The organism is Enemella evansiae (assembly GCF_002250705.1).
In the GTDB taxonomy this organism is placed as follows: Bacteria; Actinomycetota; Actinomycetes; order Propionibacteriales; family Propionibacteriaceae; genus Enemella; species Enemella evansiae.
Genome location: NZ_NMVP01000037.1, coordinates 39,939 through 60,511 on the forward strand (window position 1 = coordinate 39,939; position 20,573 = coordinate 60,511).

Below are 20,573 nucleotides of genomic sequence, written 5' to 3' on the forward strand. Positions count from 1 at the left end.
TCGAACAAGGAGAAATCATGGAAGGCGCCCGCCCGGTCCGCGCTCCCCGCGGCACCACCCTGACCGCCCGATCCTGGACGACCGAGGCCCCGTTGCGGATGCTGCAGAACAACCTCGACCCCGAGGTCGCCGAGCGCCCCGACGACCTGGTCGTCTACGGCGGCACGGGTCGCGCGGCGCGGGACTGGAAGTCCTTCGACGCGATGGTGCGCACATTGACCACACTCGCCCCGGACGAGACGATGCTGGTCCAGTCGGGCCGGCCGGTCGGGGTGTTCCGCACCCACGAGTGGGCGCCCAGGGTGCTGATCGCCAACTCCAACCTGGTACCGGATTGGGCGACCTGGCCGGAATTCCGGCGGCTCGAGCAGCTCGGCCTGACCATGTATGGGCAGATGACCGCCGGATCCTGGATCTACATCGGCACCCAGGGGATCGTGCAGGGCACCTACGAGACCTTCGCGGCAGTGGCCGAGAAACGCTTCGGCGGTACGCTCGCCGGCACCCTGACACTGACCGCGGGTTGCGGCGGGATGGGCGGCGCCCAACCGCTGGCGGTCACCCTGAACGACGGCGCCTGCCTGATCGTCGACGTCGACCCGGCCCGGCTGCAGCGCCGCGTCGAGCACCGCTACCTCGATGAGGTCGCCGACGATCTGGACCAGGCGATCGAGAAAGCCCTTGCCGCCAAGGCGGAGCGGCGCGGCTGGTCGGTCGGCGTCGTCGGCAATGCCGCCGAGGTGTTCCCCGAACTGCTCCGCCGCGGCGTACCGATCGACATCGTCACCGATCAGACCTCCGCACACGACCCGTTGAGCTACCTGCCGGTCGGGATCGAACTGGACCAGTGGGCCGAGTACGCCGAGAAGAAGCCCGAGGAGTTCACCGATCGGGCCCGTGAATCGATGGCTGCGCACGTCCGGGCGATGGTCGAGTTCGCCGACGCCGGCGCCGAGGTCTTCGACTACGGCAACTCGATCCGTGACGAGGCCCGGCAGGGTGGTTACGAGCGGGCGTTCGACTTCCCCGGTTTCGTGCCCGCCTACATCCGGCCGCTGTTCTGCGAGGGCAAGGGCCCATTCCGCTGGGCCGCGCTCTCCGGCGACCCACAGGACATCGCCGCCACCGACCGCGCCGTGCTGGATCTCTTCCCAGACAATGACCGGCTGCACAAGTGGATCCGCGGCGCCCAGGAGCGGATCGCCTTCCAGGGATTGCCGGCACGGATCTGCTGGCTCGGGCAGGGTGAGCGGGACAAGGCGGGGTTGGCCTTCAACGACCTGGTCGCCAGCGGCGAGGTCAGCGCACCGATCGTGATCGGCCGCGACCACCTGGACTGCGGGTCGGTGGCCTCGCCCTATCGGGAGACCGAGGCGATGAGCGACGGCTCCGACGCGATCGCCGACTGGCCGCTGCTGAACGCCCTGGTGAACACCTCCTCGGGTGCCTCCTGGGTGTCCATCCACCACGGTGGGGGCGTCGGCATCGGCCGCTCGATCCACGCCGGTCAGGTGTCCCTCGCCGACGGAACCCCCTTGGCTGCTGAGAAACTGGCCCGCGTGTTGAGCAACGATCCCGGCATGGGCGTGATCCGGCATGTGGACGCCGGGTACCCCCGGGCCGCCGAGGTGGCCGCCGAGCAGGGCGTCCGCGTGCCGATGTCTTCTGCTCTGCAAGCAACCGCGGCGACGAGCGAGCGCTGATGTGCGCGGTCCTGCACACCGGCCTCACCGAGCTGGTCACCTGCACCGGCGAGGGTCCGGACCCGGTGGAGCGGCTCGGCATCCTGCCCGATGCCGCCCTGGTGGTACGTGAGGGTGTGGTGGACTGGATCGGCCCGGTTGCCGAGGCGCCGGCCGCCGACGAGCGGGTCGATCACGGCGGCCGCAGCATGATCCCGGCCTTCGTCGACTCGCACTCGCACCTCGTCTTCGCCGGTGACCGATCGGCGGAGTTCACCGCGCGGATGGCCGGGATTCCCTATGACGGTGGCGGAATCGCCACCACGATGACCGCGACCAGGGCCGCCTCCGAAGACGAGTTGCGCGCCCTGCTGGCTGCCCGGGTGGCCGAGCTGCGTGGCCAGGGCAGCGACCTGGTCGAGATCAAGACCGGTTACGGGTTGGATGTCGCGACCGAGACCCGGGCGGCCCGGCTGGCGGCCGAGGTGACCGACGAGGTCACCTTCCTCGGCGCCCATGTGGTACCGCCGGAATACCGCGATCACCGCACCGATTACGTCGAGCTGGTCACCGGACCGATGCTCGACGCCGTTGCCCCGTACGCCCGCTGGATCGACGTCTTCTGCGAGCCGAACAGCCCGCATTCCTTCACCGGCGAGGAATCCCGCGAGGTGCTGGAGGCCGGCCGGCGCGCGGGGCTGGGGCTGCGGGTGCACGGCAATCAGCTCGGCCCGGGTCCGGGCGTACGCCTGGCGGTCGAGCTGGGCGCGGCGAGCGTGGACCACTGCACCTTTCTCGACGAGGCCGATGTCGATGCCCTGGCGGGCGCGGACACGATCGCCACGCTGCTGCCCGGGGTGGAGTTCAGCACCCGCTCCCCCTACCCGGATGCGCGCCGGTTGCTTGATGCCGGGGTGCGGGTGGCGCTGGCCACCGACTGCAACCCGGGCACCTGCTACAGCTCCTCGATGCCGCTGATGATCGCGCTCGCGGTGCGGGAGATGGGCATGCATCCGGCCGAGGCGCTCTATGCGACGACCGCCACCGCGGCGGATTCCCTGCACCGCACGGATGCCGGCCGGATCCGGGTCGGTGACCCGGCCCGGTTGACCGTGCTCGACGCCCCCTCCTGGGAGCATCTCGCCTACCGCCCGGGCGTACCCCTGTCCCGGCCGGTCACCGGTGCGGATTCCCCATGGCCCAGCAGTCGGCGATCTGCCTAACCGCCGAAGAGCAGCCGCAGACCGAGCACCAGCATGATCACCGCGATCGCGCCATCGAGGATCCGCCAGGCGATGGGTCTGGCGAAGACCCGGCCGAGCAGGCGCGCGCCATAACCCAGCGCGGTGAACCAGATGATGCTGCCCAGGCAGGCGCCGACGGCGAACGCCCATTGGTAGGGCCGGTGTGAACTGGCCACGGCGCCGAGCAGCACCACGGTGTCGAGATAGACGTGCGGGTTCAGCCAGGTCAGCGCGGCGGCGGTCGCCACGGCCTGCCACAGTGAGGTCGGCCCACCGGCGGTCTCGGCCCGCAATCGTTCGGTCCGCACCGCGCGCCGGGCCGCCAGCACGGCATAGGCGATCAGGAAGGCCGCCCCGCCGAAGCGGATCACCCAGACCAGCAGCGGCACCCGCTGCACGATCGCTCCCATTCCGGCGACGCCGGCCACGATCAGCACCAGGTCGGAGATCGCGCAGAGCGCGACGATCGGCCCGACGTGTTCGCGGCGCAGGCCCTGACGCAGCACGTAGGCGTTCTGGGCGCCGATCGCGATGATCAGCGACAGCCCGAATCCCAGTCCGGCAAGGGCAGCAGGCACGGTCGCGGGGTCCATGCGAACAACGGTACGGACCTCGTCACGCATTAGTCCAACTATGTTTTCTTCACTTGCCTTAGCATTGCTTCATGGATTCGGAGCAACTGCGTACCCTGCTGGCGGTCGTCGACGAGGGCTCGTTCGAGGATGCGGCGTACGCCCTGGGCATCACCCCGTCGGCGGTCAGCCAGCGGATCAAGGCGCTGGAGACCCAGCTCGGCCGCACCGTGCTCGTCCGGGCCCGCCCCGTCACCGCCACCGAGTCGGGCACCGTGCTGCTCCGACTGGCCCGCCAGCAGGCCCTGCTGCAGGCCGACGCGCTTGCCGAGCTCGGCGCCGCCGAGGGCACTCGCGCGACGCTCTCGGTGGTGGTCAACGCGGACTCGCTCGCCACCTGGGCGCTCGCCCCGCTGGCCGATGTCGCAGCATCCCAACCGGTACGCCTGGAGGTGCGTCGGGAGGACCAGGACCACTCGACCCGCTGGCTGCGTACCGGTGCCGCGATGGCCGCGGTCACCTCGGTCGCCGACCCGGTTCCGGGCTGCACCGTACGCCGGCTCGGCGCGATGACCTACCGCCCGATGTGCTCCCCGGCGTACCGGGACCGCTGGTTCCCCGAAGGGGCGAGCACGGCGGCACTGGCCGAGGCCCCGCTGGTGGTGTTCGATCGCTCCGACGACCTGCAGCACCGCTGGCTCCGCCGCCGGAGCCGGCGCCTCGATCCGCCGCGGCACTACATCCCCGAATCCACCAGCTACGCGCAGGCGGTCCGGTTGGGGCTCGGGTGGGGCATGATCCCCGACCTGCAACGCACCCCCGACCTGGTGGACCTGGAACCCGGCGGTGCGGTCACGGTGCCGCTGTTCTGGCAGCAGTGGAAGCTGCGCTCCCCCGTCCTGGATGCGCTCGCCGAGGCGCTGGCGGAGGCGGCACCAAACGCCTGAGGCTCGCCGCCCTGTTGTCGCCGCGGACCGCGCGGGCATACTGGGTGACCCGATCCGCAACTCGGTGGATTCGAGAGGAGTCTCCCGATGACCGAACCGCACACCGACCAGTTCGTTCCCGACGAGGACCGCGCAGTGGAGCTGACCGAGGACGAGGTGATCCTCCCCGACGACGCCCCGGTCGACGACGAGGACCGGCACGTGCAACCGCTCGACCCCGACCTCGACGGCCCGATGGATCGCGACGCGCCCGCCCGGCCCGAGGACCAGTGATGACCAGCCGACGTGCCCTGCTGGGGGCCGCCGGTGGGCTGTCGGCGCTCGCCGTCGGCGCCCTGACCGGTTGTTCCAGCGGCGCCGGATCCCGGGATTCCCGCAGCTCGGCGCCACCCGCCGGAGACGCGAGCGCCCCGCCGGCGCCCCCGGGCGCGGTGGCGAGCACCGCGGAGATCCCGGTCGGCAGCGGCAAGATCCTCCCCGCTGCCCAGTTGGTGGTCACCCAGCCGACCGCCGGCGAGTTCGTCGGCCTCTCGGCCTTCTGCACCCATCAGGGCTGCATCGTCTCCCAGCTCCGCGGCAGCACCATCGTCTGCGGCTGCCACGGCTCCCAGTTCGGCCTGGACGGTTCGGTGCAGAAGGGTCCGGCCAACAAACCCCTGGAGAAGATCCCGGTACGCGTCCAGGGCGACGGCATCGTCAAGGGCTGACGGTTTCCGCGGTGGTGTCGTCCTGATAGTTGGTGTCCCGGGTCTCCTGAGCCAGGAACAACCCGATCATGGTGAGCACCGCGGCACCGAGGACGTAGAATCCGACATAGACGATCTTGCCGCCGTTGGCCTGCCAGAGAGCGACCAGCGCGAACGGCGCGGGCCCGGCGCCGATCACCGAGGCAAGGTTGTAGGAGACCGCCGAGCCGGTGTAGCGGACGTTGGCGGGGAACAGTTCCGGCAGGTACGCCGCCATCGGCCCGTAGGTGAGACCCATCAGGATGAACCCGACGATCAGCCCGAGCAGGGCACCGTATCGGCCGGCGTTGAACAGCGGATGCAGCACCAGGCCGTAGACGCCGATCAGCACGGTCACCCCCATCAGCATCCGCCGCCGGCCGAGGCGTTCGGCGAGCGGGCCGGAGACGACGGTGAAGATGCCGAAGAAGACCACCGCGATGATCAGATAGGTGAGGAACTCGGTGCGCGCGAAACCCAGCCCGGGAGTGAAACCGGCGGGGTTGAACGGCTTGCCCGCCTTGGCCGCCGCAGCGGCAGCCGCCTCGACGGTGGCGGCGGTGGTGCCGTAGGTGAGTGTGAACGCGGTCATCATGTAGAAGATCACGTAGGTGGCGATCATGATCACCGTGCCCAGGATCAACGGCTTCCAGGACTTCTTCAGCACGCTGGCGAGCGGGACGCGGACGACCTCACCGCGATCCAGCACCTTCTGGAACGACGGGGTCTCGATCAGCTGGAAGCGGACATAGAGACCGACGACGACCAGCAGGGCCGAGACCAGGAACGGGATCCGCCAACCCCACGAGTTGAACGCCTGCGGGCTCAGATAGGTGTTCAGCAGCAGGAACAGCAGGTTCGAGGTCAGGAAGCCGATCGGGGCACCGAGCTGCGGGAAGGTGCCATAGATGGCCCGCTTGCCGGCCGGCGCGTTCTCGGTCGCCAGCAGCGCGGCACCCGACCACTCCCCACCGAGACCGATGCCCTGGGTGAATCGCAGCACCACAAGGAAAAGCGGCGCCAGGATGGACCAGCCGGGGGTGAGTGCGGTGGGCAGGCACCCGATCAGGAAGGTGCCGATGCCCATCACCAGCAGGCTGGCCACCAGGGTCTTCTTCCGGCCGATCCGGTCGCCGAAGTGACCGAAGATCAGCGAACCCAGTGGGCGCGCCAGGAACGCCACCCCGAACACCGCGAAGGAGGCGAGCAGTTCGGTGGTGGGGTTCTTGGACGGGAAGAACAGGCTCGGGAAGACCAGCGAGGCGGCCGTCCCATAGGCATAGAAATCGAAGAACTCGATCGTGGTGCCGACCAGGCTGGCGGTCAGTACGCGGCCCCGGGTGTTCGGGTTCGCGCCCGATGGCTGCTTCGTCGCATCCTCGGCGGTGTCGGTCATGGGTCCCCTTCGTTCGGTGAGCGGGGCAACCCTAGGACCGATTTCGGGACTCGCGCCGGCGTTCCACGATCTGTCCGTTCAGCGAACAGCCCGCCATGCGCCGCGAAGCGGCAGTGGCCTCTTAGGTTCATCGAGTAGCCAGCCATGCGGAGCGCAGCGGAGCAATGGCTGGCGTGTCGAGATGAACGGGCTCATCTCGATGCTCTTCTGCCACCTACCCGGGAGCGGGCTGATCGGCGACCGGCCTGATCGGGGCTCGCGCCGACTTCGCGGCCCAACTCTCACTCCGCGGCCTGTATGCGGTCCGCGGAGTGAGAGTTGAGCCGCACAGTGGAGAACGCCTGTCAAGGAGAACGCCTGTTTCGGCTGGGCCATGCGGAATGCAGGCGGTGAGGCGGGTCGCTGCGCGAGCTGCTCGAGGGCCGTGGGGCGTACGGCTCAGACGTTGAAGCCGAGCATCCGGAGCTGGTCGCGTCCGTCGTCGCTGATCTTCTCCGGGGTCCACGGCGGCATCCAGACCCAGTTGATCGCGGTCCGGGTGGCCAGGTCCTTCAGCGCGGTGTCGGTCTGGTCCTCGATCACGTCGGTCAGCGGGCAGGCCGCCGAGGTCAGCGTCATGTCGACCGTCACCGAGGAGTCGTCGTCGACGTGCAGCCCGTAGACCAGCCCGAGGTCGACGACGTTGATCCCCAGTTCGGGGTCAACGACGTCCTTCAGCGCCTCGAGGAGCTCCTCCTCGTTGGGCTTGCCGTCGACGACCTCACCGGTCGCCGGATCGGTGACCTCGGGGGTCTGGTCGGGCAGGGTGTCGCGGACCCGGTCCGAGGGCCGGACCTGCTCGGTTTCGGTGCTCTGCTCGGTCATCGTCGTGTCCTTTCGGTCGGTCACGGTTCCACTGTATGCGCCGCCGGCGCCTTCGCTCCGGCCTGCAGGGCCGCATCCCGGAAGGCCTCCCAGCCGAGCAGGGCGCACTTGATCCGGGCGGGGAACTTGGCGACGCCGACGAACGCGATCGCGTCCTCGAAGACGTCCTCGTCGGGCTCGTAGTTGCCGCGGGAGTCCATCATCGTCTTGAACTCCTCGTGCAGCTCGAACGCCTCCGAGACCGGCTTGCCGATCACCAGGTCGGTCATCACCGAGGTGGACGCCTGGGAGATCGAACACCCCTCGGCGTCATAGGAAATGTCGGCGACCTTGTCGCCGTCCAGGTGCACCCGCAGCGTCAGCTCGTCACCGCAGGACGGGTTGACGTGGTGCACCTCGGCCTCGTGCGGATCGCGGAGACCGCTGTGGTGCTTGGCCTTGTAGTGATCCAGGATGATCTGCTGGTACAGCTCCTCGACGTTCATGCACTCACCCCTTGAAGAAGTTGATCGTGTACGCCAGCGCGTCGACGAGCGCATTGATCTCGCCACGGGTGGTGTAGAGGTAGGACGAGGCCCGGGTGGAGGACTGGATGCCCAGCCGCTCGTGCAACGGCCGGGCGCAGTGGTGCCCGCCGCGGACGGCGACCAGCCGGCTGTCCAGCAGCTGCGAGACGTCGTGGGGGTGGATCCCGTCCAGCGTGAAGGAGATCGCTCCGCCCCGCTCGACCATCTCGGTGGGACCGAGGATTCGCAACCCGGGCAGGGTTTTCAGGCCCTCCAGGGCGTACGCGGTGATCTCGGCCTCGTGCCGGGCGATGGCCGGCATGCCGACACCGGTGAGGTAGTCGACCGCGGCGCCCAAGCCGGCGGCCTGCGCGATCGGCGGCGTACCGGCCTCGAAGCGGTGCGGCGGCGGCGCCCAGGTGGAACCGGTCATCCGGACCACCTCGATCATCTCTCCCCCGCCAAGGAACGGCGGCAGCGAGGCGAGCAGATCGTAGCGGCCCCAGAGCACACCGATCCCGGTCGGCCCGACCATCTTGTGGCCGGTGAACGCGACCAGGTCGGCACCCAGCTCACTCACCGAGGTCGGCAGCTGCGGTACGCCCTGGGAGGCGTCGACGACCACGACCGCGCCGACCGCGTGCGCCTGGTCGGCGAGCTGGCGGATCGGGTTGATGGTGCCGAGCACATTGGACACCCAGGTCAGGGAGACGACCTTGGTGCGCTCATTGATCAGACCTTCGCGTTCGGCCTTCTCCAGATCCAGCCGGCCCTCGTCGGTGATGTCGAACCAGCGCAGCGTGGCACCGGTCCGCTCGGCGAGCAGCTGCCAGGGCACGATGTTGGAGTGGTGCTCCATCACCGAGACCACGATCTCGTCACCGGGGCCGAGGGCGAGGTGCTGACCGAGGGTGTGCGCGCACAGGTTCAGCGCCTCGGAGGCGTTCTTGGTGAACACCACCTCCTCGCTGCGCGCGGCGCCGATGAAGGTCCCGACCTTGGCCCGGCCGCCCTCGAACGCCTCGGTCGCCTCGGCACCGAGGACGTGCATCGCGCGGGCGACGTTCGCGTTGTGCAGCCGGTAGTGCTCGGCGATCGTCTCGATCACCGACTCCGGCTTCTGCGAGGTGTTCGCCGAGTCGAGATAGACCAGCGGCTTGCCGTCGATCGTCCGTTCCAGGACGGGAAAATCGCGGCGGATCGCCTCGACGTCGAACGGCGCGGACGCATCCGGCTGCGGTTCGACCGGCAGCGGCGCGGTGTCCGGGATCTCCTCGTTGGTGTGGGTCACCCCGCACCTCCTGTTCTGATCAATGGCCCTGTTCTGCCTGGATCGCTCAGGCGCGGGCGGCGCGCAGATACTTGTCGTAACCCTCGGCCTCCAGCTGGGCGGCCAGCTCGGGGCCACCCTGCTCGGCGAAGCGGCCGTCGACGAAGACGTGCACGAAGTCCGGCTTGATGTAGTTCAGGATCCGCGTGTAGTGGGTGATCAGCAGCACACCGCGATCACCCTGGGCGGCGTACCGGTTGACCCCCTCGGAGGCGATCCGCAGCGCATCGATGTCCAGACCGGAGTCGGTCTCGTCGAGGACCGCGAACTTCGGGTTCAGCAACTCCAGCTGGGCGATCTCGGCGCGCTTCTTCTCACCGCCGGAGAAGCCCTCGTTCACCGAGCGCTGCGCGAACGACTTGTCCAGGTTCACGTTCTCCAGGGATTCGTTGATCTCCTTGACGAACTTGCGGATGTTCGGCGCCTGGCCGTCGATGGCGGTCTTCGCGGTCCGCAGGAAGTTCGACACCGAGACACCGGGCACCTCGACCGGGTACTGCATGGCCAGGAAGAGGCCGGCGCGGGCGCGCTCGTCGACGGTGAGATCCAGGATCTCCTCGCCGTCCAGCTTCACCGAGCCCGAGGTGACCTGATACTTCGGGTGGCCGGCGATGGCGTACGCCAGGGTGGACTTGCCGGAACCGTTCGGGCCCATGATCGCGTGCACCTCGCCCGAGTTCACGGTGAGGTTCACGCCCTTGAGGATCTCCTTGGCACCGGATTCGGTGTCCACGTTGACGTGCAGGTCGTTGATCTCCAGCTTCGACATCTCAGGCTTCCTCGTTGCTCTCGGTGTTCTCGTTGCTCTCGGGGGTCTCGGTCAGGGCGGGGGTGCCCACGGTCAGGGCGAGCTCGGTCTCGATGGCGGCGAGCAGGTGCTGCTCGACCTCCGGTACGCCGATCCGGCGGATGATGTCGGCGAAGAAGCCGTGCACCACCAGGCGGCGGGCCTCGGTCTCGTCGATGCCGCGGCTGCGCAGATAGAACAGCTGCTGGTCGTCGAAGCGGCCGGTGGTTGACGCGTGGCCGGCGCCCTCGATCTCACCGGTCTCGATCTCCAGGTTCGGCACCGAGTCGGCCTTGCACCCGTCGGTGAGCAGCAGGTTCTTGTTCGACTCGTAGGTCTCGATGCCCTCGGCGACCTTGCGGATCAGCACGTCGCCGATCCACACGCTGTGCGCGCGCTTGCCCTGCAGGGCACCGCGATAGTCAACGTTGGAACGGGTTTTCGGGGCATTGTGGTCGACGAACAGCCGGTGTTCGATGTGCTGACCGGCGTCGACGAAATAGAGCCCGTACTGGTCGATCGAGCCCCCGGGCCCGGCGTACTCGGCGGTTTCGGCGATCCGGACCAGGTCCCCACCCAGGGACACGGCCACGCTGCGCACCTGCGCGTCGCGGCCGACGGTGATCGAGGTCTGGCCGGTGTGCACCGCGTCATCGGCCCAGTCGGCGACGGCGACGAAGGTGACATCGGCACCGTCCCCGACCAGCACCTGGGTGAGCCCGGCATAGGTCGCCGACCCGTTGTGGCGGACCGCGATGGTGGCCCGGGAGTGGTTGCCGATCCGGAACACCAGATGCCCGTGCACCACCGACTCCACCGAGTCACCGGTCAGCTCGACGACCACCGGCTCGTCGAGTTCGGTGTTCGCCGGCACGTCCACCAGCAGCGCCTCACCGGCGTACGCCGCGGCGACCGCGGCGAGCCGGTCACCCGGGGCGTGCCCGCCCAGCTTGCGGGCCTCGGAACTGGGCAGGTCGGTGACCGTGACGCCCTCGGGGCTGCGCACCTGGCGGCCCAGCTTCGCGCCGGTGCCCTCGGCCTCGAGCAGGCCACGCAACCGCTTCAGCGGCGTGAACCGCCAGACCTCTTCACGGCCCTGCGGCACCGGATGGTCCGCCAGGTCATAGGACGGGCGCGGGTGCAGGTGGGAGGCGATGCTGCTCTCCACCGCCCCGGCGACATTGGGCTTGGTGTCCACGGACAACGTCTGGATTCTCTTTCTGGGTTGGATCTTCGGGCTTGGCTCGGTGGCTTCGACTCGCTCGTTCCTCGCTCGCTCAGCCAGCGAGGGAACGGCGTCAGCCGACGGCGCCTTCCATCTGCAGCTCGATCAGCCGGTTGAGCTCCAGGGCGTACTCCATCGGCAGCTCCTTGGCGATCGGCTCGATGAAACCGCGCACGATCATCGCCATCGCCTCGTCCTCCTCGATGCCGCGCGACATCAGGTAGAACAGCTGGTCGTCGGAGACCTTGGAGACCGTCGCCTCGTGGGCCATCGACACATCGTCCTCGCGGACATCCACATAGGGGTAGGTGTCGGAGCGGGAGATCTGGTCGACCAGCAGCGCGTCGCACTTCACCGAGGAGGCGGAGTGCTCGGCACCGGGCTGCACCTGCACCAGGCCGCGGTAGCTGGACCGGCCACCGGCCCGCGCGACCGACTTGGAGACGATCGAGCTGGAGGTGTTGGGTGCGCAGTGCACCATCTTGGAGCCGGCGTCCTGGTGCTGGCCCTCGCCGGCGAAGGCGATGGACAGGGTCTCACCGCGGGCGTGCTCGCCCATCAGGTAGACCGCCGGGTACTTCATCGTCACCTTGGAACCGAGGTTGCCGTCGATCCACTCCATGGTGGCACCCTCGGCGCAGGTGGCGCGCTTGGTGACCAGGTTGTAGACGTTGGTGGACCAGTTCTGGATGGTCGTGTAGCGCACCCGGGCGTTCTTCTTCACCACGATCTCGACGACCGCGGAGTGCAGCGAGTCGGACTTGTAGATCGGCGCGGTGCAACCCTCGACGTAGTGCACGTAGGAGCCCTCGTCGGCGATGATCAGGGTCCGCTCGAACTGGCCCATGTTCTCGGTGTTGATCCGGAAGTACGCCTGCAGCGGGATCTCCACGTGCACACCCTTCGGCACGTAGATGAACGAGCCGCCGGACCAGACCGCTGTGTTCAGCGCGGAGAACTTGTTGTCACCGGCGGGGATGACGGTGGCGAAGTACTCCTGGAACAGCTCCGGGTGCTCCTTCAGCGCGGTGTCGGTGTCCATGAAGATGACACCCTGCCGCTCCAGCTCCTCGTTGATCTTGTGGTAGACCACCTCGGACTCGTACTGGGCGGCCACACCGGCGACCAGGCGGGCCTTCTCCGCCTCCGGGATGCCGAGCTTGTCGTAGGTGTTCTTGATGTCCTCGGGCAGGTCTTCCCAGCTCTGCGCCTGCTTCTCGGTGGAGCGGACGAAGTACTTGATGTTGTCGAAGTCGATGGCGTCGAGGTCGGCGCCCCAGGTCGGCATCGGCTTGCGGTCGAACAGCCGCAGGCCCTTGAGCCGCAGGTTGGTCATCCACTCCGGCTCGTCCTTCAACTGCGAGATGTCGCGCACGACGGCCTCGTTCAGGCCGCGGCGGGCCGAGGCACCGGCGACGTCGGGATCGTGCCAGCCCCACTCGTAGTTGCCGAGGGCGTCGAGCTGTTGGTTCTGGTCGAGCTCGGTCATGTCAGTCCTCCTGGTTCGAGGTCGAGCGGTTCTGGGGTCGGGCGGCGGCGCTGCCGTCCCTGGTGCGGGTCGAGATGTGGGTGGTGCAGACACCGTCGCCGTGGGCGATGGTGGCGAGTCGTTGCACGGGTACGCCGAGCAGTTGGCCGAAGAGCTGGGTCTCGGCCTCGCACAGCTGCGGGAACTGCTCGGCGACGTGCGCCACCGGGCAGTGGTGCTGGCAGAGCTGCTCACCGGCCAGTGCCGGGCGGGTCGAGGCCACGTAACCGTCGGCGGACAGCGCCCGGGCCAACGCCTCGACCGGATTGCCGTCGGGTTCGGTGGCCCGCAGCTCACGATAGCGCTGCTCGACGGTGGCGACGCGGGCCCGGGCCAGCTCCTCCAGGGCACCGTCACCGGCGGCCTCGACGAGCTGGGCCAGCGCGGCGACCGCGAGATCGTCATAGGCCTGGTGGAAGGACTGGCGTCCGGTGTCGGTGAGCGCGAACACCTTCGCCGGCCGGCCGCGGCCGCGGGCACCGTAGACCCGCTGCTCGCGGGAGACCAGATGGCCGCGGTCGAGCAGCACCTGCAGGTGGCGCCGGATCGCGGCCGGGGTCAGCTCCAACCGCTCGGCCAGCTCGACCGCGGTCGAGGGGCCGTGCTGCATGATCGACTGCTGCACCCGCTGGCGCGTGGAGGCATCGTCAACGGGGCCCTCCGCCCCGGCCGCCTGGTCCTCGGCGGTCTCGGCGAGGGCGACTCCGGGCGTACCCCTGTCGTCTCGCACGTTTTTCACAACGCCATTCTTGCGTTATTTCTTCCCCACGCAAGCAAGGGCACCCTAAGCCGCCGGCCCGATGGGGTCCAGGCCACCGCCACCGCGATCGTGAGGACATCGTGATCCCAATCGCCGCCAGACGATTGAATGATCATACTTAATGTGTCTAGGGTGATTCCCACGGAGCGGGTCGCAACGATGCCCCGCCGCGAGACGGGAGACGATACCCATGAGGAATCACCGCCCCAGCAAGAATCTTCGGCCCGCGACGCAGTCCCGGATGGTCCGCGGAACCGCGGCCCTGGCGACCGTCCTGGCCGGCTCCCTGCTGCTGTCCGCCTGCGGCGGCGGGGACAAGCCCGCATCGGAGACCAAGGAGATCAAGGTCACGATGGCGAACCATGTGTGGACCACCGAGATCCAGAAGGTGATCCCCGAGTTCGAGCGACAGTCCGGCATCAAGGTCAACGTGACCACCCTCGGCGAGAGCCAGCTCTCCGATCAGTACAACGTCAAGCTGAACGCCGGTACCAACGAGATCGACGTGATGATGTACCGGCCGCTGCAGGAGGGCCGCCAGTTCGCCAAGAACAAGTGGGTCGCCGACCTGACCCAGAACACCTCCGAGGCCGACTACGACTGGGGCGACTTCCAGGAGGCCGCGAAGGCGTCCACCACGATCGACGGCAAGGTCGTCGGCGTACCGCTGATCACCGAACGCCAGGTCGTCTACTACAACAAGGACATCCTCGCCCAGGCCGGCGTACAGCCGCCGAAGACGCTGGATGAACTGGAGACCGCGGCGAAGACGATCAAGGAGAAGGTGCCCGACACCTACGGCATCTCGATGCGCGGCCAGCGCGCCGCGGCGGTCACCCAGTTCTCCTCCTTCCTCTATTCCGAGGGCGGCGACTGGTCGGCCGACGGCAAGGCCACGGTCAACACTCCCGAGGCGGTCCGGGCCTACACCCGCTACGGCTCGCTGCTGAAGAACTACGGCCCGCCCGGGGCGACCAACATGAACTGGCCGGATGCGTTCGCGATCTACCAGCAGGGCAAGGCGGGCTTCCTGATCGACGCCGATTCGCTCTACAAGAACGCGATCGACCCGGCGAAGTCGAAGGCCACCAACTCCACCGGTTACCTCGCCTTCCCGGCCGGCAGCGCCGGCTCCAAGCCCTACAACGTGACCTCCTGGGCGCTGGGGGTCAACAACGACTCCGAGGCCAAGGAGGCCTCCTGGCAGTTCATCAAGTGGGCGACCAGCAAGGACCTCACCCTGCGGATGCAGCAGGCCGGTACGCCGGGTGCGCGGGCCTCGGTGTGGGCCGATCCGCAGGGCACCACGAGCTTCCCGGCCGAGCTCGCCCAGGTGATCCAGGAACAGTCCAAGGTCGGCATCGGCCATGACCGTCCCGAGGTGGTCCAGGTGGGCAAGGCCCGCGACATCGTCGGTGGGCCGATCGTCGCCTCGATCGGCGGTCAGGACGTCGCCGGCTCGGCCGGTACCGCCCAGCAGGAGTTCCAGAGCTTCCTGGACGGCGAGAAGCGATAGCCCAACCAACGATCGGCGGGAGGCGACCATGTCCACCACCACCTCGGACACCCGGGGGCCAACCACCCCCGGGGTGACCAACCCGGGCGCGGGCCCGGGCGTGCGGCCGACCAGCGGGTTCGCCGGTTGGGCCAATCGGCACCGCAAATGGGTCTTCGCCGGACCGGCGATGGTCTTCGTGGTGGCCATGGTCGCCTTCCCGATCATCTACACGATCGTCCTGTCGCTCACCGACGCGTCGGGATCGGTGCGCGCGGACTTCGAGTTCATCGGCTTCGAGAACTACGCCACCGTGCTCACCGACACCCGTCGCTTCTGGCCGGCGGTCGGGCGTACCGTCTTCTTCACCGTCGTGGCGGTGGTCGTCGAGGTGGTGCTCGGCATGTGCATCGCCCTGCTGCTGCGCAAACCCTTCAAGGGCCAGGGTCTGGTCCGGGTGGTGATCCTGCTGCCGCTGGTCGCCACCCCGGTCGCGGTGGGCATGATGTGGCTGCTGATCTTCGAGCCGACCACCGGTGCGGCCAACCAGTTGATGCGCGTCCTCGGCCTGCCGGCGCAGGGCTGGATCTCCGATCCCAAGCAGGCCCTTGCCACATTGGCTTTCGTCGACATCTGGCAGTGGACGCCGATGGTGGTGCTGATCCTGCTCGCCGGGCTCACCTCGCTGCCCGAGGAACCCGACGAGGCGGCCCGGGTGGACGGTGCGAACGCCTGGCAGCGGTTCTGGTTCATCACCGTGCCGATCCTGATGCCGACGATCATCGCCGCGGTCCTGCTGCGCTCCATCGACGCACTGAAGACCTTCGACATCCTCTACGCCACCAAGGGCAAGGGTGGCGGTTCCTCGAACGAGGCCGAGACGCTGAATGTCTACGCCTACGGGCTTTCCTTCGACTACAACGACTACGGCCTCTCCTCCACGGTGCTCGTGCTCTTCTTCGTGATGATCATGATCATCGTCTCGATCCTGGTGATCCGCCGGAACAGGAGCGCGCAGTGAGCAGCACCGTCTCCCCCAGTGTGCCGACCCGTCGACCCCGGTCCACGGCGCAGACCGCGACCAGCCTCGCCCGGGTCCTCGCCCTGGTGCTGGTGATCGCCGGTTTCCTGCTGCCGTTGCTGTGGATGGTGCTGGCCTCGCTGAAGACCAACCTGGACATCACCGATCCGAGCAAGACGCTGGTCTTCGGACCGACACTGGACAACTACCGCACCGTGTTCGGTCAGGAGAACTTCCTGCCGTTCATCTGGAACAGCTTCGTGATCGGCTTCGCCTCCACCGGCCTGTCGCTGATCCTCGGCGTACCGGCGGCGTACGCGATGAGCCGCTTCGACATGCGGCGGTCCTCCGCGCTGGTGCTGATGGCCCGGATCATCCCCGGCGTCTCGCTGCTGGTGCCGTGGTACTACGTGTTCTCCAACCTGCGGCTGGTCGGCAACTATTCGGCGCTGATCCTCTCGCACATGTTCGTCGCGCTGCCGCTGATCGTGTGGATCATGATGTCCTACTTCGACCAGATGCCGACCGAGCTCGAGGAATCGGCGCAGGTCGACGGACTCACCCCGATCGGCGCCTTCCTGCGGATCTCATTGCCCCTGTCGATGCCCGGCATCGCGACCGCGAGCATCCTGGCGTTCATCTTCTCCTGGAACAACTTCATGTTCGCGCTGGTGCTGTCCGGGGAGAACACCCGCACCCTGCCGGTGGCGATCTTCAACTTCATCGCCTACGCCAACATCGACTGGGGTGGCCTGATGGCGGCCGCCACGGTGATCACCGTTCCGATCATGGTGCTCGCCCTGTTCATGCAGCGCTACATCGTCGCCGGCATGACCGCCGGCGCCACCAAGGGGTGAACGGGTGAGGATCACCGCGGTCGAGACCTTCCTGGTGCCGCCACGCTGGCTGTTCGTCAAGATCTCCACCGACGAAGGGATCGCGGGCTGGGGCGAGGCGGTCGTCGAGGGCCGCGCGGACACCGTGCGGGCCGCCGTCGGTGAACTCGCCGAGCTGCTCATCGGTCAGCCGGCGATGCGGATCGAGGACCACTGGCAGGTGATGACCAAGTCCTCCTTCTATCGCTTCGGGGCTGTCTTCTCCAGCGCGGTGGCCGGCCTGGACCAGGCCCTGTGGGACATCCAGGGCAAGGCCCTCGGCGTACCGGTGCACGTGCTGCTCGGTGGACCGGTACGCGACCGGATCCGGGTCTACTGCTGGGTCGGCGGGGATGAACCGAGCGAGGTCGCCGAGCAGATCCGCGCCCAGGTCGAGGCCGGGTTCACCGCGGTGAAGATGAACGCCAGCGGCCGGATGTCGCGGATCGCCACGGTCGCCGAGATCGACGGGGTCGTGCAGCGGGTGGCCGCCGCCCGCGAGGTGCTCGGCGCCGACCGCGACGTGGCGGTCGACTTCCACGGCCGGGCCAGCGTCGGCAACGTACGCCGCATCGCTCCCCTGCTGGAACCGCTGCAGCCGCTGTTCATCGAGGAACCGACGCTGCCGGAGAACTCCCACCTGCTGCGTGAGGTGACCACCGCGACCACCATCCCGGTGGCCACCGGCGAGCGGCTGTTCAACCGGCAGGAGTTCCTGCCGGCACTGCAGGCCGGGATCGCGGTCGCCCAACCCGACCTGTCGCATGCCGGTGGGATCTCCGAGGTACGCCGGATCGCCAGCCTGGCCGAGACCTTCGACGTCCAGCTCGCCCCGCACTGCCCCCTCGGCCCGCTGACCCTGGCCGCCTCGCTGCAGGTCGGGTTCGCCAGCCCGAACCATGTGATCCAGGAGCAGTCGATCGGCATCCACTACAACCAGGGCGCCGAGGTGCTCGACCACGTACTGAACCGGGAGGTGTTCCGCTTCGTCGACGGTTACGTGGAACGCCCGCTCGGCCCGGGACTGGGGGTCGAGATCGACGAGGCCTCGGTGCGCCGGGCCGATCAGATCGGGCACCGCTGGCGCACCCCGTGGTGGCGTTACCCGGACGGTTCCTTCGCGGAGTGGTGAGGGTTGCCGCGGTGGGCCACAATGTCGGTCGTGCCGACCGATCCCACCGCCCAGACACTGCGCCTGCCCGACGGCAGGTCGTTGGGTTTCGCCGACTACGGCACCCCGACCGGGGTGCCGATGCTGTTCCTGCACGGCCAGCCCGGGTCGCGGCTGATCGGCGCCCTGATGGACGGTGCGGCGCGCGAGGTGGGTGTCCGCCTGATCGCGGTCGACCGGCCCGGTATCGGATTGTCGGACTCGGTCGGCGAACGCACCCATTCCCAGTTCGCCGGTGACCTGTCCGGCGCCCTGGAGGTGCTCGGGCTGGGCCCGACACCGATCGTCGCCTGGTCGGCCGGCGGGGCGTACGCCCTGGCCTGGGCGGCGGCCCGGCCCGAGCTGGTCCCGGCGGTCGGCGTACTCGGCGGGGTCGGACCGGGTGGCGCGCTGGATGGTGCCTGGTCCGCGCTGAAGAACCGCCTCGGCGTACCTACCGGGGTGTTGAAGATGCCCGCCGAGGCCTGGAGCGTCACCCTCTCCCGGACCTGGCTGAAGACCCGCAGCGCGGCCGGTGAGCGGGTCGAACTGGCCACCGATGTCGCCCCGATCCTGGCCCGCGGCTTCCGCGAGGGCGTCCGTCAGGGCACCGCCGCGGCCCGGTTGGAGACCCGGTTGCTGGGCGGTGACTGGGACTTCGACCCGGCCACCGTGCGGGTGCCGGTGTGGCTCTGGCACGGCAAGGACGACGCCCTGGTCCCCTGGTCCCAGACCCGGGAACTGGCCGCCCGGATCCCCGACGCGCGCAGCACCCTGATCCCCGGTGAGGGCCATGTGTCGCTGCTGGTCAACCACGGTGCGGAGATCCTCACCACGATGCTGCGGACCGGCTGACTCGGTCCTGGACGGCGGTGACGAGAGAACGCCGCGCGGACTCAGCCCCTGGTGACCATCTGTTCGCGGCGCTCGGTGCCGACCGCGTCGATGACATCGGCGGGCAGCGCGTTGACCGTTTCGCGCCGGTAGCTGGTCTGCAGGGCCCGATCCCGGCCGCCGCTTTCTGCCACCACTTCCGAGCTCCGGGCGTCAAAGGTCAGTGAGGCACTGATTGCCGGTTGCGATCGGTCGGTGAACTGCGCGACCAGCACCGCCTTGCCAGCGAGTTCGGCGCGTTCGACGGTCACCAGTGGGGTCGTCATTCCGGGGTCCTTCGGCCGCGGCAGGGACTGACCGGATTCATCGGCAAGCGACGACAACACCTGGATCGCAGCCGCACGGACGGCGGGCGGAGTGGTCTCCTGACGGACCAGCTCACCAATCTCCTTGAACATCGCCTGGGTGGTGGACTCGGTGCCCGTGGCCCGCTCGCTCAGCCACCGCTGCAACGCGGCGGGATCGCTGGGGGCAACCTCCGATGTCGGTCGCAGCACCGAGTAGAAGGTCGAGCTGCCCGGACGAGTGTCCTTGCGCCAGGTCCAGCCATCACCGGCTGTGTAGGTGTTGATGGTGAGACCGTCCCCCTGGCTTCGCACGACCAGCCGGTACGCCCCAGCGGGCACGTCCACGCTCGTTCTCGCCCGCTCCGCGAGATCGCCGAGTGTGGCGGCAGCCGCGACTGGCGGGGCGAGCACCCCACCAACAGGACCGGGCTGCTGCTGTTCGGCCGGCGGCTCGTTGGGCGCCAGTTGCACCCCGATCGCAATCCCGGTGACGACCAGCACCCCAGCCGCAACAGCGATGATGCGGAATCGGGATGACGGGCGCGGGCCCGTAGTGGCGGGTGCATCGATCACCGGTTCATCCGAGCGGGCGGACAGCAACCCGTCGAGCAATTCCTGGCGCCGAGCGGTGGGAAACTCCGCCGCCAGTTCATCGTCGGTGGGACGGGCGGCCCGCAACTGCAGATCGATGTTCGTCATCTCAATACCTCGGTTCGTTGGCGGTGACGGTCGCCTGGCTGGGACCATCGGGTCGGTCATCGAGTTCGGTGAGGGCAGCCTCCAACCTCCGGCGAGCGCGGGAAATCCTTGCGGCAAACGCATTGCGACTGATGCCGAGAACCTGAGCCGCCTGCGGTTGGGTGAGCCCGTCCCAGGCAACGAGCAGGAGCGCCTCGCGGTCCCGAGGGGACAAGGAGCGCAACGCGGCGCGCATCTCCTCCCGAGCCAAGACCTCGCTCTCTGGTCCTGCCGATGACTGGGCCAGCAACTGAAACGCCGCTTCATCGACCAGCTCCCGCCGTCGTCGCTCACCACGCCAGTGAGTTTCCAGGCAGTTTCTGGCCGTGATCAGCAACCAGGGCAACAGGGGTTCCGGCAACTCGTCCCAACGCCGCCAGGCAGCGAGGAAGGTGTCCGAGACGACCTGCTCAGCGGTCTCCGGATCGCTGTGCCGCCGGGCGAATGCATAGACGCGGCCGGCGAAAGAGGCGTACACACCCCGAAAGCCCGCCTCGGCCTCGGCCGGCCCGGTCTCTCTCATCTGGTTCACACCCAGTCTGTTGCC

The 20,573-nt window shown here is 68.5% G+C and carries 21 protein-coding genes; 10 read left to right on the plus strand and 11 right to left on the minus strand.

Annotated features, from left to right (window positions below):
• Window positions 1–17 precede the first annotated feature (17 nt).
• Together hutU and hutI are read left to right on the plus strand one after the other, a co-directional pair.
• Window positions 18–1,703 (plus strand): urocanate hydratase, encoded by a 1,686-nt coding sequence (gene hutU / locus BI335_RS19325; RefSeq protein ID WP_094432948.1) that lies wholly within the window; start codon window positions 18–20, stop codon window positions 1,701–1,703.
• Window positions 1,703–2,905: an imidazolonepropionase gene (hutI, locus tag BI335_RS19330; protein WP_094432950.1), complete on the plus strand. Its 1,203-nt coding sequence runs from the start codon at window positions 1,703–1,705 to the stop codon at window positions 2,903–2,905. Before hutU ends, hutI begins: the two co-directional genes overlap by 1 nt.
• Here the strand turns inward: hutI and BI335_RS19335 are convergent.
• Entirely contained in the window at window positions 2,902–3,519 is a 618-nt protein-coding gene (locus BI335_RS19335) for a LysE/ArgO family amino acid transporter (RefSeq protein WP_094432953.1), read from the minus strand. The genes hutI and BI335_RS19335 overlap by 4 nt on opposite strands.
• 71 nt (window positions 3,520–3,590) lie before the next feature.
• Between BI335_RS19335 and BI335_RS19340 the strand changes: the two genes are divergently transcribed.
• The 3 genes from BI335_RS19340 to BI335_RS19350 all read left to right on the plus strand — a co-directional run bounded on the left by BI335_RS19340 (window position 3,591) and on the right by BI335_RS19350 (window position 5,152).
• Window positions 3,591–4,445: a LysR family transcriptional regulator ArgP gene (locus tag BI335_RS19340; RefSeq protein ID WP_094432954.1), complete on the plus strand. Its 855-nt coding sequence runs from the start codon at window positions 3,591–3,593 to the stop codon at window positions 4,443–4,445.
• An 87-nt stretch (window positions 4,446–4,532) separates the two neighbouring features.
• Window positions 4,533–4,718 (plus strand): hypothetical protein, encoded by a 186-nt coding sequence (locus tag BI335_RS19345; RefSeq protein WP_094432956.1) that lies wholly within the window; start codon window positions 4,533–4,535, stop codon window positions 4,716–4,718.
• Entirely contained in the window at window positions 4,718–5,152 is a 435-nt protein-coding gene (locus tag BI335_RS19350; protein WP_094432958.1) for a QcrA and Rieske domain-containing protein, read from the plus strand. The genes BI335_RS19345 and BI335_RS19350 overlap by 1 nt, the downstream gene beginning before the upstream one ends.
• Here BI335_RS19350 and BI335_RS19355 read toward each other — a convergent pair.
• The 8 genes from BI335_RS19355 to BI335_RS19390 form a co-directional block, all read right to left on the minus strand.
• Complete coding sequence (locus BI335_RS19355; RefSeq protein WP_094432960.1) at window positions 5,142–6,566, minus strand: MFS transporter; 1,425 nt, start codon at window positions 6,564–6,566, stop codon at window positions 5,142–5,144. The genes BI335_RS19350 and BI335_RS19355 overlap by 11 nt on opposite strands.
• 438 nt (window positions 6,567–7,004) lie before the next feature.
• Window positions 7,005–7,430, minus strand: a complete 426-nt coding sequence (locus BI335_RS19360) for a metal-sulfur cluster assembly factor (RefSeq protein ID WP_094433149.1) — start codon at window positions 7,428–7,430, stop codon at window positions 7,005–7,007.
• A gap of 20 nt (window positions 7,431–7,450) precedes the next feature.
• Entirely contained in the window at window positions 7,451–7,915 is a 465-nt protein-coding gene (gene sufU / locus BI335_RS19365; protein ID WP_094432963.1) for a Fe-S cluster assembly sulfur transfer protein SufU, read from the minus strand.
• A 4-nt stretch (window positions 7,916–7,919) separates the two neighbouring features.
• Window positions 7,920–9,188 (minus strand): SufS family cysteine desulfurase, encoded by a 1,269-nt coding sequence (locus tag BI335_RS19370; RefSeq protein WP_094433152.1) that lies wholly within the window; start codon window positions 9,186–9,188, stop codon window positions 7,920–7,922.
• Window positions 9,189–9,273: 85 nt separating this feature from the next.
• Window positions 9,274–10,035: a Fe-S cluster assembly ATPase SufC gene (gene sufC, locus BI335_RS19375; protein WP_094403808.1), complete on the minus strand. Its 762-nt coding sequence runs from the start codon at window positions 10,033–10,035 to the stop codon at window positions 9,274–9,276.
• Between the two features lies 1 nt (window position 10,036).
• On the minus strand, window positions 10,037–11,257 hold the full coding sequence (gene sufD, locus BI335_RS19380; protein WP_229117801.1) for a Fe-S cluster assembly protein SufD: 1,221 nt from the start codon (window positions 11,255–11,257) through the stop codon (window positions 10,037–10,039).
• A gap of 94 nt (window positions 11,258–11,351) precedes the next feature.
• Complete coding sequence (sufB, locus tag BI335_RS19385) at window positions 11,352–12,767, minus strand: Fe-S cluster assembly protein SufB (RefSeq protein WP_094432965.1); 1,416 nt, start codon at window positions 12,765–12,767, stop codon at window positions 11,352–11,354.
• A gap of 1 nt (window position 12,768) precedes the next feature.
• The gene (locus tag BI335_RS19390; protein ID WP_324252385.1) at window positions 12,769–13,545 is read right to left on the minus strand and encodes a helix-turn-helix transcriptional regulator; all 777 of its coding nucleotides are present in this window, start codon (window positions 13,543–13,545) and stop codon (window positions 12,769–12,771) included.
• Window positions 13,546–13,756: 211 nt separating this feature from the next.
• On the opposite strand from BI335_RS19390, the gene BI335_RS19395 reads away from it, so the two are divergent.
• The 5 genes from BI335_RS19395 to BI335_RS19415 are packed head-to-tail and all read left to right on the plus strand — an operon-like array spanning window position 13,757 to window position 18,962.
• Complete coding sequence (locus BI335_RS19395) at window positions 13,757–15,082, plus strand: ABC transporter substrate-binding protein (RefSeq protein ID WP_208109136.1); 1,326 nt, start codon at window positions 13,757–13,759, stop codon at window positions 15,080–15,082.
• A gap of 28 nt (window positions 15,083–15,110) precedes the next feature.
• Window positions 15,111–16,082 (plus strand): carbohydrate ABC transporter permease, encoded by a 972-nt coding sequence (locus tag BI335_RS19400; RefSeq protein ID WP_208109137.1) that lies wholly within the window; start codon window positions 15,111–15,113, stop codon window positions 16,080–16,082.
• Window positions 16,079–16,939, plus strand: coding sequence for a carbohydrate ABC transporter permease (locus BI335_RS19405; protein ID WP_208109138.1), 861 nt, complete (start codon window positions 16,079–16,081; stop codon window positions 16,937–16,939). The genes BI335_RS19400 and BI335_RS19405 overlap by 4 nt, the downstream gene beginning before the upstream one ends.
• A gap of 4 nt (window positions 16,940–16,943) precedes the next feature.
• On the plus strand, window positions 16,944–18,089 hold the full coding sequence (gene dgoD, locus BI335_RS19410) for a galactonate dehydratase (RefSeq protein ID WP_094432967.1): 1,146 nt from the start codon (window positions 16,944–16,946) through the stop codon (window positions 18,087–18,089).
• Between the two features lie 30 nt (window positions 18,090–18,119).
• Window positions 18,120–18,962: an alpha/beta fold hydrolase gene (locus tag BI335_RS19415; RefSeq protein WP_166646703.1), complete on the plus strand. Its 843-nt coding sequence runs from the start codon at window positions 18,120–18,122 to the stop codon at window positions 18,960–18,962.
• Window positions 18,963–19,003: 41 nt separating this feature from the next.
• On the opposite strand, the gene BI335_RS19420 is transcribed toward BI335_RS19415, so the two are convergent.
• A complete protein-coding gene (locus BI335_RS19420; protein WP_094432971.1) occupies window positions 19,004–19,987 on the minus strand; it encodes a hypothetical protein in 984 nt (327 codons plus the stop codon).
• A 1-nt stretch (window position 19,988) separates the two neighbouring features.
• Window positions 19,989–20,549, minus strand: coding sequence for an RNA polymerase sigma factor (locus BI335_RS19425; protein WP_166646704.1), 561 nt, complete (start codon window positions 20,547–20,549; stop codon window positions 19,989–19,991).
• Between the last annotated feature and the right edge of the window lie 24 nt (window positions 20,550–20,573).

Coding starts and splice junctions, on each gene's coding strand:
- hutU (WP_094432948.1), top strand. CDS start 18: ATGGAAGGCGCCCGCCCGGTCCGCGCTCCCCGCGGCACCACCCTGACC.
- hutI (WP_094432950.1), top strand. CDS start 1,703: ATGTGCGCGGTCCTGCACACCGGCCTCACCGAGCTGGTCACCTGCACC.
- BI335_RS19335 (WP_094432953.1), bottom strand. CDS start 3,519: ATGGACCCCGCGACCGTGCCTGCTGCCCTTGCCGGACTGGGATTCGGG.
- BI335_RS19340 (WP_094432954.1), top strand. CDS start 3,591: ATGGATTCGGAGCAACTGCGTACCCTGCTGGCGGTCGTCGACGAGGGC.
- BI335_RS19345 (WP_094432956.1), top strand. CDS start 4,533: ATGACCGAACCGCACACCGACCAGTTCGTTCCCGACGAGGACCGCGCA.
- BI335_RS19350 (WP_094432958.1), top strand. CDS start 4,718: ATGACCAGCCGACGTGCCCTGCTGGGGGCCGCCGGTGGGCTGTCGGCG.
- BI335_RS19355 (WP_094432960.1), bottom strand. CDS start 6,566: ATGACCGACACCGCCGAGGATGCGACGAAGCAGCCATCGGGCGCGAAC.
- BI335_RS19360 (WP_094433149.1), bottom strand. CDS start 7,430: ATGACCGAGCAGAGCACCGAAACCGAGCAGGTCCGGCCCTCGGACCGG.
- sufU (WP_094432963.1), bottom strand. CDS start 7,915: ATGAACGTCGAGGAGCTGTACCAGCAGATCATCCTGGATCACTACAAG.
- sufC (WP_094403808.1), bottom strand. CDS start 10,035: ATGTCGAAGCTGGAGATCAACGACCTGCACGTCAACGTGGACACCGAA.
- sufB (WP_094432965.1), bottom strand. CDS start 12,767: ATGACCGAGCTCGACCAGAACCAACAGCTCGACGCCCTCGGCAACTAC.
- BI335_RS19395 (WP_208109136.1), top strand. CDS start 13,757: ATGAGGAATCACCGCCCCAGCAAGAATCTTCGGCCCGCGACGCAGTCC.
- BI335_RS19400 (WP_208109137.1), top strand. CDS start 15,111: ATGTCCACCACCACCTCGGACACCCGGGGGCCAACCACCCCCGGGGTG.
- BI335_RS19420 (WP_094432971.1), bottom strand. CDS start 19,987: ATGACGAACATCGATCTGCAGTTGCGGGCCGCCCGTCCCACCGACGAT.
- BI335_RS19425 (WP_166646704.1), bottom strand. CDS start 20,549: ATGAGAGAGACCGGGCCGGCCGAGGCCGAGGCGGGCTTTCGGGGTGTG.